Source organism: Streptomyces hyaluromycini, from assembly GCF_002217755.1.
GTDB lineage: Bacteria > Actinomycetota > Actinomycetes > Streptomycetales > Streptomycetaceae > Streptomyces > Streptomyces hyaluromycini.
In genome coordinates, this window is the sequence record NZ_BCFL01000019.1 from 708,567 (window position 1) to 723,365 (window position 14,799).

The following is a 14,799-nucleotide window of genomic DNA, read 5'->3' on the forward strand; positions in this document are numbered from 1 at the left end:
GGGCTGAGCGCTCCGCTGGAAGTGCCGCACTACGCCGTCTGTCGACTGCGGCGCCGTCGTGGCTGGTCGCGGCCACGCGGCGGAGCCGCATATTGAAACGGTCCCGCGCCCCTTACGGGGCGCTGCCGAACGGACCTGCCTAGCCCGGGATGTTGTCGAACGGGGCGGTCAACTGGCGTAGCAGGCTGGCGAGTTCGGATCGCTGGGCGGGGGAGAGCTCGCCGAGGATGGCTCGCTCCTGGTCGAGGAGGCCGGCCAGGGCCTGGTCCGCGCGGTCCTGGCCCTCGGTGGTCAGGCGTACCAGCACGCCCCGCCGGTCGCTGGGGTCCGGCAGCCGTTCCACCAGGCTCTTCTTGGCCAGCCGGTCGATCCGGTTGGTCATCGTCCCCGAGGTGACCAGGGTCTGCGTCAGCAGCTGTCCCGGGGAGAGCTGGTACGGCGTGCCCGCGCGCCTCAGCGCGGTCAGCACGTCGAACTCCCAGGGCTCCAGGCTGTGCTCGGCGAAGGCCAGCCGACGTGCCCGGTCCAGGTGCCGCGCCAGCCGGCTCACCCGGCTGAGCACCTCCAGCGGTTCCACGTCGAGGTCCGGGCGCTCCCGGCGCCACGCAGCGACCAGCCGATCGACCTCGTCCTCCATGGCGATCAGTGTAGTGGTTGTGTCGACATGAAGTCTCTTGATATCAAGTCTCTTGACATCAAGAGATCTTCCCGGGGAGAGTGATGAGCATGACGACGCCCTCCTGGGACCCCGCCCAGTACCTCCGCCACGCCGGCCACCGCGCCCGCCCCTTCGCCGACCTCCTCGCCTGCATCCCCGACCTCCCCGGCGAACCCCCGGCCGTCGCCGACCTCGGCTGCGGACCCGGCAACGTGACCGCCGTCCTCGCCGACCGCTGGCCCACCGCCCGCATCACCGGCTACGACAACTCCACCGCGATGCTCGACAAGGCCCAGGTCGACCACGCCGGGCCCACCCCCGGCGGCGGCCGCCTCGACTTCGCCCACGCAGACCTGCGCACCTGGGCGCCCGAACGGCCGTACGACCTGATCGTGTCGAACGCGGCGCTCCACTGGGTCCCCGGCCACCTCGACCGCTTCGCCGGCTGGCTGGACGCGCTCGTTCCCGGCGGCAGCCTCGCCTTCCAGGTGCCGAACAACATCGACGCGCCCCTGCACGCCCTGATGCGCGAGCTCGCCGCCACGCCCCGCTGGAAGGCCCGGCTCGCCGACGTCCTGCGCCACGAGGACTCCGTCCACCCGCCCGTCGCCTACCTCGACCGGCTCGCCCGCCTCGGCTGCGCCACCGACGTCTGGGAGACCACCTACCTGCACGTCCTGGAGGGCGAGGACCCCGTCCTGGACTGGGTCAAGGGCACCGGGCTGCGCCCCGCCCTCACCGCCCTCGGCGACGACCCCGAGGCCCGGGACGCCTTCGTCGCCGAGTACCGCGACCTGCTGCGGGAGGCCTACCCGAGCGCCCCGTACGGCACGGTCCTGCCGTTCCGCCGGCTGTTCGCCGTCGCCCGCAAGGAGGGCTGATGCTCGCCGCCGTCGACCACGTCCAGCTCGCCGCCCCGCCCGGCTCGGAGGACGCGCTGCGGGCGTACTACGGGGACGCTCTCGGCATGACCGAGGTGGCCAAGCCGCCGGTGCTCGCGGCGCGCGGCGGCTGCTGGTTCGAGGCCGGCGCGGTCCGGCTCCACCTGGGCGTCGAACAGGCCCCCGCCGGAGGCGGAGAATGTCACTTCAGGCCGGCGAAGAAGGCCCACCCCGGCCTGCGGGTCACCGGCATCGACGCGTACGCCGCCCGGCTGGCCGCCCACGGCGCCGCCGTCACCTGGGACGACGACCTCCCCGGCCACCGCCGCTTCTACTCCGAGGACCCCGTCGGCAACCGGCTGGAGTTCCTGGAGCCCGTCACGGCGTGAGGCGGCGCTGGAGACGGCGTGTGAGGCGGCGTGTGAGGCGGCGTGTGAGGCGGTCCTACGCCTTGCGGCGCCCTATCAGGTGCGGCTTCTGCTCCAGGCCGTCCAGACCGTGCCAGGACAGGTTCACCAGGTGGGCGGCGACCTCCGCCTTCTTCGGGCGGCGCACGTCCAGCCACCACTGGCCGGTCAGCGCGACCATGCCCACCAGCGCCTGCGCGTACAGCGGGGCCAGCTTGGGATCGAAGCCGCGGGACTTGAACTCGCGGCCCAGGATGTCCTCCACCTGGGTGGCGATGTCCGAGATGAGGGACGCGAAGGAACCGGTCGACTGGGGGATGGGGGAGTCCCGGACCAGGATCCGGAAGCCGTCCGTGTACTCCTCGATGTAGTCGAGGAGGGCGAACGCGGCCTGCTCCAGCAGCTCCCGCGGATGACCGGCGGTGAGGGAACTGGTCACCATGTCCAGCAACCGCCGCATCTCCCGGTCGACCACCACCGCGTACAGCCCCTCCTTGCCGCCGAAGTGCTCGTAGACCACCGGCTTGGAGACCCCGGCCTTCGCCGCGATCTCCTCCACCGAGGTGCCCTCGAAACCCTTCGCCGCGAAGAGGGTGCGACCGATCTCCAACAGCTGCTGGCGACGCTCCGCCCCGGTCATACGGGTACGACGCGCCCGCCGCTGCTTTTCGGGACTGGGGGTGCTGGAGTCGGTCGCCACGGCGTCAATCATGCCGCCTTCGCAGCCTCCGCCCCCTGTCGGGAGCCGCCTTCCCCGGTGTCACGGCGCGAATCGATACGTGAGCGTGACGGCCAGCGCACGTCGTACGCCCACCCCAGCTGCTCGCACCAGCGGATGATCCGCGCCGACGAGTCCAGCTGCCCGCGCTCCACCCCGTGCCGCGCCGAGGTCGGGTCGGCGTGGTGCAGGTTGTGCCAGGACTCGCCGCAGGACAGCACCGCCAGCCACCAGACGTTGCCCGAACGGTCACGCGACTTGAACGGCCGCTTGCCGACCGCGTGGCAGATCGAGTTGATCGACCACGTCACATGATGGAGCAGGGCCACCCGCACGAGTGAACCCCAGAAGAACGCGGTGAACGCGCCCCACCAGGACATCGTCACCAGACCGCCGATCAGCGGCGGCAGCGCCAGCGACAGCACCGTCCAGTAGATGAACTGCCGGGAGATCGCCCGGATCGCCGGGTCCTTGATCAGATCCGGCGCGTACTTCTCCTGCGGAGTCCGCTCCTCGTCGAACATCCAGGCGATGTGTGCCCACCACAGGCCCTTGATCAGCGCCGGCACGGTCTCGCCGTACCGCCACGGGGAATGCGGGTCGCCCTCCGCGTCGGAGAACTTGTGGTGCTTGCGGTGGTCGGCCACCCAGCGCACCAGGGGCCCCTCCACCGCCAGCGACCCCGCGATCGCCAGCGCGATCCTGAGCGGCCGTTTCGCCTTGAAGGAACCGTGGGTGAAGTAACGGTGGTAGCCGATCGTCACGCCGTGACAGCCCAGATAGTAGAAGAACACCATCAGGCCAAGGTCGAGCCAGCTCACGCCCCACCCCCACGCCAGCGGCACCGCAGCCAACAGCGCGAGGAACGGCACCACGATGAACAGCAACAGGGTGATCTGCTCCAGCGAACCCTTCCGCTCGCCCCCGAGGGTGGCGGACGGGAGCGCGGTGTCGGCCGCCTTCCGGGGGTCTTCGATCACATTGGAACTAGACGAGGTCATGCGCGTCCCCTGTGGGGTCGAGGGTTGAGAGAGACGCCGATCCGCGGCGACCGCGCGGGACGATAGAGGTGCTTCCCTACGGTTCCGTAACCTACGGCGACGTAAGTATGGCAGTGAGGCGTCTCGCGGCAAGAGCCCCAGAACCTGCGCGTCCTCATGGACACCTATCCTTGAAGTCGGTCGGACAGCGCGGTCCGCTCTGTTTCCTTCCCTGATGTCCGGCCCGTATGCGGCCAGGCCCCGCCTGCCGCCCGGCCGACTGACGGGTTCCCTCCAGACGAGCTTCAACACTGCAAGGAGCCGCACCTGTGAGCAGTGCCGACGACCAGACCACCACGACCACCAGTGAGCTGCGCGCCGACATCCGCCGGCTGGGTGACCTCCTCGGCGAGACCCTCGTCCGCCAGGAGGGCCCCGAGCTGCTGGAACTCGTCGAGAAGGTCCGCCGCCTCACCCGCGAGGACGGCGAGGCCGCCGCCGACCTGCTGCGGGGCACCGAACTGGAGACCGCAGCCAAGCTGGTCCGCGCCTTCTCCACCTACTTCCATCTTGCCAACGTCACCGAGCAGGTGCACCGCGGCCGCGAGCTGCGCGCCCGCCGCGCCGCCGAGGGCGGCCTCCTGGCCCGCACCGCCGACCGGCTCAAGGACGCCGACCCCGAGCACCTGCGCCAGACCGTGCAGAACCTCAACGTCCGCCCGGTGTTCACGGCACACCCCACCGAGGCCGCACGCCGTTCGGTCCTCAACAAGCTCCGGCGCATCGCCGCGCTCCTGGACACGCCGGTCATCGAGTCCGACCGCCGCCGCACCGACATCCGCCTCGCCGAGAACATCGACCTGGTGTGGCAGACGGACGAGCTCCGCGTCGTACGCCCGGAGCCCGCCGACGAGGCCCGCAACGCCGTCTACTACCTGGACGAACTGCACGCCGACGCGGTCGGAGACGTCCTGGAGGACCTGACGGCGGAGCTGGAGCGGGTCGGGGTGAAGCTGCCCGACGACACCCGGCCGCTCACCTTCGGCACCTGGATCGGCGGCGACCGCGACGGCAACCCCAACGTCACCCCCCAGGTCACCTGGGACGTCCTCATCCTCCAGCACGAGCACGGCATCAACGACGCCCTGGAGATGATCGACGAACTCCGCGGCTTCCTCTCCAACTCCATCCGCTACACCGGCGCCACCGAGGAACTCCTGGAGTCCCTGCAGGCCGACCTGGAGCTGCTGCCCGAGATCAGCCCCCGCTACAAGCGCCTCAACGCCGAGGAGCCCTACCGCCTCAAGGCGACCTGCATCCGGCAGAAGCTGACCAACACCAAGCAGCGCCTGGCCACCGGCACCCCGCACGAGATGGGCCGCGACTACCTCGGCACCGCCGAACTCCTCGGCGACCTGCGCCTGATCCAGGCCTCCCTGCGCGAACACCGCGGCGGCCTGTTCGCCGACGGCCGCCTGGCCCGCACGATCCGCACCCTCGCCGCGTTCGGCCTCCAGCTCGCCACCATGGACGTCCGCGAACACGCCGACGCCCACCACCACGCCCTCGGCCAGCTCTTCGACCGCCTCGGCGAGGAGTCCTGGCGCTACGCCGACATGCCCCGCGAGTACCGCGCCAAGCTCCTCGCCAAGGAGCTCAGGTCGAGAAGGCCGCTCGCCCCGACCCCGGCACCCGTCGACGCGGCCGGCGCCAAGACCCTCGGCGTCTTCGAGACCGTGAAGAAGGCCCTGGAGATCTTCGGCCCCGAGGTCGTCGAGTCCTACATCATCTCCATGTGCCAGGGCGCCGACGACGTCTTCGCCGCCGCGGTCCTCGCCCGCGAGGCGGGCCTGGTCGACCTGCACGCCGGCTGGGCGAAGGTCGGCATCGTGCCGCTCCTGGAGACCACCGACGAGCTCAAGGCCGCCGACACCATCCTGGAGGACATGCTCTCCGACCCGTCGTACCGCCGCCTGGTGGCACTGCGCGGAGACGTCCAGGAGGTCATGCTCGGCTACTCCGACTCCTCCAAGTTCGGCGGCATCACCACCTCCCAGTGGGAGATCCACCGCGCCCAGCGCCGGCTGCGCGACGTCGCCCACCGCTACGGCGTCCGGCTGCGTCTCTTCCACGGCCGCGGCGGCACCGTCGGCCGCGGCGGCGGCCCCTCCCACGACGCGATCCTCGCCCAGCCCTGGGGCACCCTGGAGGGCGAGATCAAGGTGACCGAGCAGGGCGAGGTCATCTCCGACAAGTACCTGATCCCCTCCCTGGCCAGGGAGAACCTGGAACTGACGGTCGCGGCCACCCTCCAGGCCTCCGCCCTGCACACGGCGCCCCGCCAGTCGGGGGAGGCCCTGGCCCGCTGGGACGCCGCCATGGACGTCGTCTCCGACGCCGCCCACGCGGCCTACCGCCGCCTGGTGGAGGACCCCGACCTGCCGACGTACTTCCTCGCGTCGACGCCGGTGGACCAGCTCGCCGACCTGCACCTGGGCTCCCGGCCCTCCCGCCGCCCCGGCTCCGGTGTCTCGCTCGACGGCCTGCGCGCCATCCCCTGGGTGTTCGGCTGGACCCAGTCCCGGCAGATCGTCCCCGGCTGGTTCGGCGTCGGCTCCGGCCTGAAGGCGCTGCGCGAGGCCGGTCTGGACACCGTCCTGGACGAGATGCACGAACAGTGGCACTTCTTCCGCAACTTCGTCTCCAACGTCGAGATGACCCTCGCCAAGACGGACCTGCGGATCGCCCAGCACTACGTCGACACGCTCGTCCCCGACGAGCTCAAGCACGTCTTCGACACCATTCGCGAAGAGCACGAACTGACGGTCGCCGAGGTCCTGAAGATCACCGGTGAGACCGAACTGCTGGACGCCACCCCGGTCCTCAAGCAGACCTTCACCATCCGCGACGCCTACCTGGACCCGATCTCCTACCTCCAGGTCACCCTCCTCAAGCGCCAGCGCGACGCGGCGGCAGCGGGAGAACCGGCCGACCCGCTGCTCGCCCGCGCCCTGCTTCTCACGGTCAACGGCGTGGCGGCCGGCCTGCGCAACACCGGCTGACGGCTCCCGGACACGGCGGTGCCCCCGGGGTCGTACACCCCGGGGGCATCCGTCGTCTCACGGTCGTCTCACTGCAACGCGCCGAACGCCGCCGTCAGCAGCGCGATCCCCGAACCCCCCAGCAGCCACGCCACCCGCGTCAGCCGCAGGCCCCCGGCCACCACCACCGACGCCAGCAGCAGCGCGCCGCCGAGCGGCACCCAGGCGTACAGGATCCCGGCGGGACCGGACCGGACCACGTCCTCGGTGCCGGGCTTCACGATCACGTCGTACGTCTGCCCCTTGCGCACCGCGACCGACTTGCCGATGACCACGCTCGCGCGCTTGGCCGCACCGGCCGAGACGGGCGTGAACGGCCCCGTGCAGGTGTCGTCACCGCACGCCGTCACCTTGACGGTGCCCTGCTCCTTGCCCTTCGTCAGCATCACGTCCTGCGCGGTGCCCCAGGACCCCCACACCCCGGCGACCAGGATCAGCACGGCGACCGCGCCCATCGACACGACACGCAGCGCGTTGACCGAGGCCGTACGGGAGGAAGCGGCAGAGGCAGCAGGCATGGCCGGGATCATTGGCCATGTCCCTACGGCCGGTCAACTGCCGTGGGGGACAAGTCAGGAGTTGTACGTGCTTTGCGCCCGCTCCAGCCCCTCGATGACCAGCGCCTCCACCGCGTCGGCGGCCCGGTCCACGAAGTAGTCCAGTTCCTTGCGCTCGGCCGAGGAGAAGTCCTTCAGCACGAAGTCGGCGACCTGCATACGACCCGGAGGACGCCCGATCCCGAACCGCACCCGGTGATAGTCCGGCCCCATGGCCTTCGTCATCGACTTCAGCCCGTTGTGCCCGTTGTCGCCGCCGCCCAGCTTCAGGCGGAGGACGCCGTAGTCGATGTCCAGCTCGTCGTGGATCGCCACGATGTTGGCGACCGGCACCTTGTAGAAGTCGCGCAGTGCGTTGACGGGGCCGCCGGAAAGATTCATGAACGACATCGGCTTCGCCAGGATCACCCGCCGGTTCTCGGGCCCCGGCGCCCCGATCCGGCCCTCCACGACCTGTGCCTGCGCCTTCCCGGCCCGCTTGAACTTCCCCCCGATCCGCCCGGCGAGCAACTCCACGACCATGAACCCGACGTTGTGCCGGTTCATCGCGTACTCGGGCCCGGGATTACCGAGCCCGACGATCAGCCAGGGGGCGTTGGCGGGGGTGGTCACGTCCATGTCTCCTTGATACGCGCCAGCCGCCGCTCCCGGGGGAACGGCGGCTGACCGTTGCTCAACTGCTTGCCGTTCACGGCTCACCGCATGGCTACCGCTGTGGGCGGCCGCCCCGCATGGCTGCCGCTGTGGGCAATCGTTCCGCAGGGCGATGGGGGTCCCCCCCGCGCGAGCGAAGCCGAGCGTGGGGGAGGGTGGGCACAGCCATCAGCGCCGGGCGCCTGCTCTCAGCAGGCGGCACCTGAACCGACGGCTCAGGCCTCGGCAGCCTCTTCGGACTCGCCCTCGCCCTCCGCGGCCTCCTCCGCCTGCGCGGCCAGGACCTGGAGGACGACCGCGTCCTCGTCGACGGCCAGGGTCGCGCCGGACGGCAGGGTGATGTCCTTGGCGAGGACGGAGGCGCCGGCCTCCAGGCCCTCGATCGAGACGGTGACGGCCTCGGGGATGTGGGTGGCCTCGGCCTCGACCGGCAGCGCGTTCAGCACGTGCTCCAGCAGGTTGCCGCCGGCGGCCAGCTCGCCCTCGGTGTGCACCGGGATCTCGACCGTGACCTTCTCGCCGCGCTTGACCAGCAGCAGGTCGACGTGCTCCAGGAAGCCCTTGATCGGGTCGCGCACCACGGACTTCGGGATCGCCAGCTCGTTCGACTTGCCGTCGATGTCCAGGGAGATCAGGACGTTCGGGGTACGCAGCGCGAGCAGCAGCTCGTGGCCCGGGAGGGTCAGGTGGATCGGGTCCGAACCGTGGCCGTACAGGACACCGGGGACCTTGCTGTCACGGCGGATACGGCGCGCGGCACCCTTGCCGAACTCGGTGCGCGACTCGGCGGCGATCTTCACCTCGGACATGGTGATCACTCCTCGTAGAGATAGGTACGGACGTGGTCACCCGGCCACGAACGGCCTGCTACGAAGAGCGCGTCGATAACGGACCGCCGACACCTGCGCAAACAGGTACGGCCTCCCTCGCCGAGCAACTGCAGCAGTCTACTCGGAGGGGAGGCCGTACCCAAAAGGATCTTCAGCGGCGGCCGACGGAGGTCAGCTCAGCCGATGCAGAAACCTCACTGCTCGTCGAAGAGGCTCGTCACCGAACCGTCCTCGAACACCTCACGCACCGCACTCGCGATGGTCGGCGCGATCGACAGCACCGTGATCTTGTCCAGATCCCGGCTCAGCTCACCCGGCGTCGGCAGCGTGTTCGTCAGCACGAACTCGCTCACCCGCGAGTTCTTCAGCCGGTCCGCCGCCGGACCCGACAGCACACCGTGCGTCGCCGTCACGATGACGTCCTCCGCACCGTGCGCGAACAGCGCGTCCGCCGCCGCACAGATCGTGCCACCCGTGTCGATCATGTCGTCGACCAGGACACACACGCGTCCCTTGACCTCACCCACGACCTCGTGGACGGTCACCTGGTTCGCCACGTCCTTGTCGCGCCGCTTGTGCACGATGGCGAGGGGCGCACCGAGCCGGTCGCACCAGCGGTCGGCCACCCGGACCCGGCCGGCGTCCGGGGACACGATCGTCAGCTTGTCCTTGTCCACCTTCGCGCCGACGTAGTCCGCGAGCAGCGGAAGCGCGAACAGGTGGTCCACCGGACCGTCGAAGAAGCCCTGGATCTGGTCCGTGTGCAGATCCACGGTCAGGATGCGGTCCGCGCCCGCCGTCTTCATCAGATCCGCGATCAGCCGCGCCGAGATCGGTTCACGACCGCGGTGCTTCTTGTCCTGCCGCGCGTAACCGTAGAAGGGCACGATCACCGTGACGGACCGCGCCGACGCGCGCTTCAGCGCGTCGATCATGATCAGTTGTTCCATGATCCACTGGTTGATCGGAGCCGTGTGGCTCTGGATCACGAAACAGTCGGCACCGCGCGCCGACTCCTGGTAGCGGACGTAGATCTCGCCGTTCGCGAAGTCGAAGGCCTTCGTCGGGACGACCCCGACACCCAGCTGGTGGGCGACCTCCTCGGCAAGCTCGGGGTGGGCGCGGCCGGAGAAGAACATCATCTTCTTCTCGCCGGTCGTCTTGAACCCGGTCACAGCACTGTCTCCTCAGAGGTTTCTCAGCCGTACAGCTGGATCTCCAGCGCCCTGTGTGCCGGGCGCGGGAGGCCGAATCAGCTGGTTAGGTGCGGGTGTGCACTTATCACGGTACGACGTCTTCGGCGCACCTGTTTCCGGTCAGTCCTCGCTCACGCCCCGCCGGGAAGCCGCCTCGGCCGCCTTCGCCGCCGAGCTCCCCGGACGCTTCCGCGCCACCCAACCCTCGATATTCCGCTGCTGACCGCGGGCCACGGCCAGCGAACCGGGCGGCACATCCTTCGTGATCACAGACCCGGCGGCGGTGTACGCACCGTCCCCGATCGTGACAGGCGCCACAAACATGTTGTCCGAACCCGTCTTGCAGTGCGACCCGACGGTGGTGTGGTGCTTGCTCTCGCCGTCGTAGTTCACGAACACGCTCGCCGCACCGATGTTCGAGTACTCGCCGATCGTCGCGTCACCCACATAGGAGAGATGCGGAATCTTCGTCCCCTCCCCGATCGACGCGTTCTTCGTCTCCACGTACGTACCGATCTTGCCCTTTGCTCCCAGCCGGGTCCCCGGCCGCAGATAGGCGTACGGTCCCACAGACGCGTCCGCGCCGACATGGGCGGAATCGGACACCGTGTTGTTCACCCGCGCCCCCGCACCCACCCGGGTGTCCTTCAGCCGGCTGTTCGGCCCGACCTCGGCGCCCTGCGCCAGATGCGTCGAACCGAGCAACTGCGTCCCCGGATGGACGACGGCGTCCTGCTCGAAGGTCACCGTCACGTCCACCCACGTCGTCGCCGGGTCCACGACGGTCACGCCGTCCAGCATCGCCCGCTCCAGCAACCGGTCGTTGAGGATGCGGCGCGCCTGAGCCAGCTGCACCCGGTTGTTGATCCCGGCGATCTCCCGGTGGTCGCCGGCCACCGAGGCCCCCACCCGGTGCCCGGCCTCCCGCAGGATCCCGAGCACGTCGGTCAGGTACTCCTCGCCCTGGCTGTTGTCCGTCCGCACCTTCCCCAGCGCGTCCGCCAGCAGCCGGCCGTCGAACGCGAACACCCCGGAGTTGATCTCCCGGATCGCCCGCTGCGCCTCGGAGGCGTCCTTGTGCTCCACGATGGCCGTCACCGCACCGGAGGCGGCGTCGCGCACGATCCGGCCGTAACCGGTCGCGTCCGGCACCTCGGCGGTCAGCACGGTCACCGCGTTGCCGTCGCCGTGATGCGTCCCGGCGAGCCGCTTCAACGTCTCCCCGGTCAGCAGCGGGGTGTCCCCGCAGACCACGACAACGGTCCCGTCGACCGCCCCGCCCAGCTCCTCCAGCGCCATCCGCACGGCGTGCCCGGTGCCGTTCTGCCGCTCCTGCACGGCGGTACGGACGGCGGCGTCGACCTCACCGAGATGCGCGGCGACCTGCTCGCGCGCGTGCCCGACGACGACGACCAGGTTCTCGGGGTCCAACTCACGGGAGGCGGCGAGCACATGACCCACCAGGGAACGGCCACAGATCTCATGCAGGACCTTCGGTGTGGCCGACTTCATACGGGTGCCCTCACCCGCTGCGAGAACGACGACGGCTGCCGGGCGAATGGCGCTCACGGAGTTGCCCTTCGGCTTTTTGGATGGGTGGGGGTGACATCCGCAGGATACCGGGGCGTTTCGTGGGGGACATGAGAGCGGGCCCTGACGGTGCTGTCAGGACCCGAACCGAGCATGGCTCCCCCGCCAGGACTCGAACCCGGACAGATGGCACCAAAAGCCACAGTGCTGCCAATTACACCACGGGGGAACGTTCTCGACTGAACCGGACATTTAGCCAGGTCGCCGAGTGGCGCTCCCTACTATGCCGTACCGGGTGCCCTCGATGCGACGGTACGGATCCGCGCTCCGCGGGACGCCGATCGCGAGCCAACCCCCCATGGGCTCCGCCGACGTTGGTGCGGACCGTGTCCCGGCACTTGTCCTGGGGTGCGCCACGGACATGCCGTCCGGTCGGAATGGCTGATTCCGTGCTCGAACGTGCGGGGTTCGGCAGTTCGAGGGATACCTGGGGGTTTCGGTGTTGTTCGGTTACGGAGTGTGGTGTAGGCGAGTAGACGAAACTCACCGGAAAAGCCCACCCCTGCGCCCGTAGGCTGGAGGCATGACCACGACGGGGGCAGACCGCGCGACGGCCTTGAGCGGGCCGTGGTGGTGGTCGCGGTGGCGTAGTGCGGTTCTGGACGTGGGGCTCGCACTGGTGTCGGCGCTGGAGTGCGCCGCGGAGGGGATTCCGTTCGCGCGGGACGCGGGGATCCCGGTGTCGGCGGGGATCGTGTTCGGTCTGCTGGCCGGTTCCGTACTGGTGCTGCGCCGGAAGTGGCCGATCGCCGTGGTGCTGGTCGCGATCGCGATCACGCCGGCCCAGATGGGTTTCCTGATGGGCATCGTCGGCCTCTACACCCTCGCCGCGGCGGAGCTGCCGCGGCGGATCATCGTGGCGCTGGCCGGGATGTCGCTGGTCGGGACGATGATCGTGACGTTCGTGCGGGTGAAGCAGGACATGGCGCGGGGGGATCTGACGCTGGGGGACTGGTTCGTGCCCTTCGCGGCGGTGACGACCTCGCTGGGCCTGACCGCTCCGCCGGTGCTGCTGGGGTTGTACGTGGGTGCGCGGCGGCGGCTGATGGAGAGCCTGCGGGAGCGGGCGGACAGTCTGGAGCGGGAGCTTCAGCTGCTCGCGGAGCGGGCGGAGGAGCGTGCGGAGTGGGCGCGGGGCGAGGAGCGGACGCGGATCGCGCGGGAGATGCATGACGTGGTCGCGCACCGGGTGTCGTTGATGGTGGTGCATGCGGCGGCGTTGCAGGCGGTGGCGCGCAAGGATCCCGAGAAGGCGGTGCGGAACGCGGCGCTGGTGGGGGACATGGGGCGCCAGGCGTTGACGGAGCTGCGGGAGATGCTGGGGGTGCTGCGGTCGGGAGAGGCTGCGCAGCGGCGTACGGTGCCGGTTTCCGCGTCGGCCTCGGTGCCGTTGGCCGCCGTGGGGGTGGCGGCCGCCGCGGCGGCTTCGCGCGTGGTGGAGGAGGACGGGCCGTGGCTGTCGGAGCTGGAGGTGCTGATCGGGCAGTCGGCGGCGGCGGGGATGGTGGTGGATCTGTCGGTCGAGGGCGCTGTGCGGTCGTACACGGCGGTGATCGAGCAGACGGCGTTCCGGGTGGTGCAGGAGGCGCTGACGAACGTCCACAAGCACGCGGCGGGCGCGAAGACGCATGTGCGGCTGGCGCACCGGGTGGCGGAGATCGCGATGCAGGTGGAGAACGAGCCGCCGCCGGAGCCGGCCTCGGCGGCGTCGGCGGGGTTGCCGTCGGGTGGGAACGGTCTGGTGGGGATGCGTGAGCGGGTGCTGGGGCTGGGCGGGGTGTTCGTGTCGGGGCCGACCGATGCCGGGGGTTTTCGGGTGTCGGCGGTGATTCCGGCGGCCTGACCCGTCGGTTACGACTGGGTGGTGAGGCGCTGGGGTTCGACGCCCGCGATGAGGGCGGTCAGGGCGTGGTCGATGTCGGGGCCGAGGTACCAGTCGCCGGTGTGGTCGAGGGTGTAGACACGGCCCTCGGCGTCGATGGCGAGGAGGGAGTGGGTGTCGGTCTCCGCGCCGAGGGGGCAGACCTCGGTGTCGAGGGCGCGGCCGAGGTCGCCGAGGGTGCGGGCGAGGTGCAGGCCGTGCAGGGGGTCGATGTGGAGGGTGGCGGGGGCGATCTGGCGGCCGGTGCCGGCGGGGTTGACGTGCAGGCCGCCGAACTCGGCCCAGGCCTCCACCGCGGCGGGGAAGACGGCGTGCCGGTGTCCGGCGGGTGAGGCGTGGTCGCGCAGGGCGTCGGCCCAGACCTCGGCCTGTTTTATGTCCCAGCGTCCGGGTTGCCAGCCGGCGGCGCGCAGGGCTGCGTCGACGGGCGCGGAGAAGCGCGACGGGGATCCCCCCGGTCGCGCGAAGCCGAGACTCGGGGATGAGGTGCGGTCGGCGTGCATCTGCCCTTCGATCGTCCTGGTTCGTGTGCGGGTGCGTGTGCGGGTGCTCGGTGTCTGTGGGGTGGGGGCGCGTCAGGCGTCGGTGGTGGTGGGGTCGACGACGCGGACGCCGAAGTGGGCGGTGAGGGCGGCGCAGGCCCGGCAGGGGGCCGCGAAGCTGCCGTGCAGGGGGTCGCCGTCCTCGCGTATGCGGCGGGCGGTGAGTTTGGCCTGTTTGAGGGCCTTGCGGGCTTCGCCGTTGGTCATGGGTTTGCGCAGGGCGCGTTTGCTGCGGGCGGCGTCGGCCACGCCGATGTGGCGTGAGATGAGGATGGCTTCGGCGCAGCGGCCGGTGAAGCGGTCGCGTTGTCCGCTGGGGAGGGTGTCGAGGAACTCCTGGACCAGCGGGTGCAGCGGGGGCGGCTGGTCGCCGCGGGCGGCGGTGCCGGTGAGGGTGGCGCCGCGGACGGAGAGGGCGGCGGCGACGGTGGGCAGGATGCCGTCGCGGCGGTGCTGGAGGGTGGGCGCGGGAGGTATTTCGCTGCTGCTCCAGCCGATGCGGGGGTCGCCGTTGAGGGCGCCGTGGTTGGCGCCGGACATGGCGGTGTGTGGTCCCGTCTGTGTGGCGTTCATGATCGTCTTCCCCTCCCGGGCATCCCCCCGAAAGTCACAGACTGCCAAATCCCGTGGCGGGTGCGGAAGCTGGGGCGGTGCGACACGCCCGGGTTTGGGCAGGCTGTCACGGCGGGGTGACGGCTGGTCACTGAACCGGAGGGCCGGTGACCGGGGTTCGTGTACCGCATAGGCTGTCGGCACCGCGATGGGCGCGGTCGACGCGTCTGGGACGTGGGAGAGACAGCCGG

The 14,799-nt window shown here is 70.4% G+C and carries 14 protein-coding genes and 1 tRNA gene; 4 read left to right on the forward strand and 11 right to left on the reverse strand.

Annotation, left to right across the window (positions count from 1 at the left end; genetic code table 11):
- Nucleotides 1-139 precede the first annotated feature (139 nt).
- The gene (locus SSP29_RS21055) at nucleotides 140-637 is read right to left on the reverse strand and encodes a MarR family winged helix-turn-helix transcriptional regulator (RefSeq protein ID WP_089102226.1); all 498 of its coding nucleotides are present in this window, start codon (nucleotides 635-637) and stop codon (nucleotides 140-142) included.
- 89 nt (nucleotides 638-726) lie between these two features.
- Here SSP29_RS21055 and SSP29_RS21060 point away from each other — a divergent pair, with 89 nt between their 5' ends.
- Nucleotides 727-1,539: a trans-aconitate 2-methyltransferase gene (locus SSP29_RS21060; RefSeq protein WP_089102442.1), complete on the forward strand. Its 813-nt coding sequence runs from the start codon at nucleotides 727-729 to the stop codon at nucleotides 1,537-1,539.
- Complete coding sequence (locus tag SSP29_RS21065) at nucleotides 1,539-1,928, forward strand: VOC family protein (RefSeq protein ID WP_089102227.1); 390 nt, start codon at nucleotides 1,539-1,541, stop codon at nucleotides 1,926-1,928. The genes SSP29_RS21060 and SSP29_RS21065 overlap by 1 nt, the downstream gene beginning before the upstream one ends.
- A gap of 55 nt (nucleotides 1,929-1,983) precedes the next feature.
- Here the strand turns inward: SSP29_RS21065 and SSP29_RS21070 are convergent, their stop codons facing one another.
- Nucleotides 1,984-2,658, reverse strand: a complete 675-nt coding sequence (locus SSP29_RS21070; RefSeq protein ID WP_089102228.1) for a TetR/AcrR family transcriptional regulator — start codon at nucleotides 2,656-2,658, stop codon at nucleotides 1,984-1,986.
- Nucleotides 2,655-3,665, reverse strand: coding sequence for an acyl-CoA desaturase (locus SSP29_RS21075; protein ID WP_089102229.1), 1,011 nt, complete (start codon nucleotides 3,663-3,665; stop codon nucleotides 2,655-2,657). The genes SSP29_RS21070 and SSP29_RS21075 overlap by 4 nt, the downstream gene beginning before the upstream one ends.
- Nucleotides 3,666-3,973: 308 nt before the next feature.
- Here SSP29_RS21075 and ppc point away from each other — a divergent pair, with 308 nt between their 5' ends.
- On the forward strand, nucleotides 3,974-6,706 hold the full coding sequence (ppc, locus tag SSP29_RS21080) for a phosphoenolpyruvate carboxylase (RefSeq protein WP_089102230.1): 2,733 nt from the start codon (nucleotides 3,974-3,976) through the stop codon (nucleotides 6,704-6,706).
- Between the two features lie 68 nt (nucleotides 6,707-6,774).
- Here the strand turns inward: ppc and SSP29_RS21085 are convergent, their stop codons facing one another.
- The 6 genes from SSP29_RS21085 to SSP29_RS21110 form a co-directional block, all read right to left on the reverse strand.
- Nucleotides 6,775-7,275: a hypothetical protein gene (locus SSP29_RS21085; RefSeq protein ID WP_089102231.1), complete on the reverse strand. Its 501-nt coding sequence runs from the start codon at nucleotides 7,273-7,275 to the stop codon at nucleotides 6,775-6,777.
- A 42-nt stretch (nucleotides 7,276-7,317) separates the two neighbouring features.
- Nucleotides 7,318-7,920, reverse strand: coding sequence for an aminoacyl-tRNA hydrolase (gene pth / locus SSP29_RS21090; RefSeq protein ID WP_089102232.1), 603 nt, complete (start codon nucleotides 7,918-7,920; stop codon nucleotides 7,318-7,320).
- Nucleotides 7,921-8,171: 251 nt separating this feature from the next.
- The gene (locus SSP29_RS21095) at nucleotides 8,172-8,765 is read right to left on the reverse strand and encodes a 50S ribosomal protein L25/general stress protein Ctc (RefSeq protein ID WP_089102233.1); all 594 of its coding nucleotides are present in this window, start codon (nucleotides 8,763-8,765) and stop codon (nucleotides 8,172-8,174) included.
- Between the two features lie 215 nt (nucleotides 8,766-8,980).
- Nucleotides 8,981-9,961 (reverse strand): ribose-phosphate diphosphokinase, encoded by a 981-nt coding sequence (locus SSP29_RS21100; protein ID WP_089102234.1) that lies wholly within the window; start codon nucleotides 9,959-9,961, stop codon nucleotides 8,981-8,983.
- A gap of 141 nt (nucleotides 9,962-10,102) precedes the next feature.
- Nucleotides 10,103-11,551: a bifunctional UDP-N-acetylglucosamine diphosphorylase/glucosamine-1-phosphate N-acetyltransferase GlmU gene (gene glmU / locus SSP29_RS21105; RefSeq protein ID WP_089102235.1), complete on the reverse strand. Its 1,449-nt coding sequence runs from the start codon at nucleotides 11,549-11,551 to the stop codon at nucleotides 10,103-10,105.
- A 115-nt stretch (nucleotides 11,552-11,666) separates the two neighbouring features.
- Nucleotides 11,667-11,741 (reverse strand) — tRNA-Gln (locus SSP29_RS21110).
- 354 nt (nucleotides 11,742-12,095) lie between these two features.
- On the opposite strand from SSP29_RS21110, the gene SSP29_RS21115 reads away from it, so the two are divergent.
- On the forward strand, nucleotides 12,096-13,415 hold the full coding sequence (locus tag SSP29_RS21115) for a sensor histidine kinase (RefSeq protein WP_089102236.1): 1,320 nt from the start codon (nucleotides 12,096-12,098) through the stop codon (nucleotides 13,413-13,415).
- Nucleotides 13,416-13,423: 8 nt separating this feature from the next.
- On the opposite strand, the gene SSP29_RS21120 is transcribed toward SSP29_RS21115, so the two are convergent.
- Entirely contained in the window at nucleotides 13,424-13,957 is a 534-nt protein-coding gene (locus SSP29_RS21120; RefSeq protein ID WP_089102237.1) for an SUKH-3 domain-containing protein, read from the reverse strand.
- Between the two features lie 72 nt (nucleotides 13,958-14,029).
- Nucleotides 14,030-14,569, reverse strand: coding sequence for a YwqJ-related putative deaminase (locus SSP29_RS56030; protein ID WP_089102238.1), 540 nt, complete (start codon nucleotides 14,567-14,569; stop codon nucleotides 14,030-14,032).
- Between the last annotated feature and the right edge of the window lie 230 nt (nucleotides 14,570-14,799).

What these genes read in the sequence shown, in the direction of transcription:
- SSP29_RS21060 (WP_089102442.1), top strand. Translation starts at nt 727, where the DNA reads ATGACGACGCCCTCCTGGGACCCCGCCCAGTACCTCCGCCACGCCGGC.
- SSP29_RS21055 (WP_089102226.1), bottom strand. Translation starts at nt 637, where the DNA reads ATGGAGGACGAGGTCGATCGGCTGGTCGCTGCGTGGCGCCGGGAGCGC.
- SSP29_RS21070 (WP_089102228.1), bottom strand. Translation starts at nt 2,658, where the DNA reads ATGATTGACGCCGTGGCGACCGACTCCAGCACCCCCAGTCCCGAAAAG.
- SSP29_RS56030 (WP_089102238.1), bottom strand. Translation starts at nt 14,569, where the DNA reads ATGAACGCCACACAGACGGGACCACACACCGCCATGTCCGGCGCCAAC.
- SSP29_RS21085 (WP_089102231.1), bottom strand. Translation starts at nt 7,275, where the DNA reads ATGATCCCGGCCATGCCTGCTGCCTCTGCCGCTTCCTCCCGTACGGCC.
- pth (WP_089102232.1), bottom strand. Translation starts at nt 7,920, where the DNA reads ATGGACGTGACCACCCCCGCCAACGCCCCCTGGCTGATCGTCGGGCTC.
- SSP29_RS21075 (WP_089102229.1), bottom strand. Translation starts at nt 3,665, where the DNA reads ATGACCTCGTCTAGTTCCAATGTGATCGAAGACCCCCGGAAGGCGGCC.
- SSP29_RS21120 (WP_089102237.1), bottom strand. Translation starts at nt 13,957, where the DNA reads ATGCACGCCGACCGCACCTCATCCCCGAGTCTCGGCTTCGCGCGACCG.
- SSP29_RS21065 (WP_089102227.1), top strand. Translation starts at nt 1,539, where the DNA reads ATGCTCGCCGCCGTCGACCACGTCCAGCTCGCCGCCCCGCCCGGCTCG.
- SSP29_RS21115 (WP_089102236.1), top strand. Translation starts at nt 12,096, where the DNA reads ATGACCACGACGGGGGCAGACCGCGCGACGGCCTTGAGCGGGCCGTGG.
- SSP29_RS21095 (WP_089102233.1), bottom strand. Translation starts at nt 8,765, where the DNA reads ATGTCCGAGGTGAAGATCGCCGCCGAGTCGCGCACCGAGTTCGGCAAG.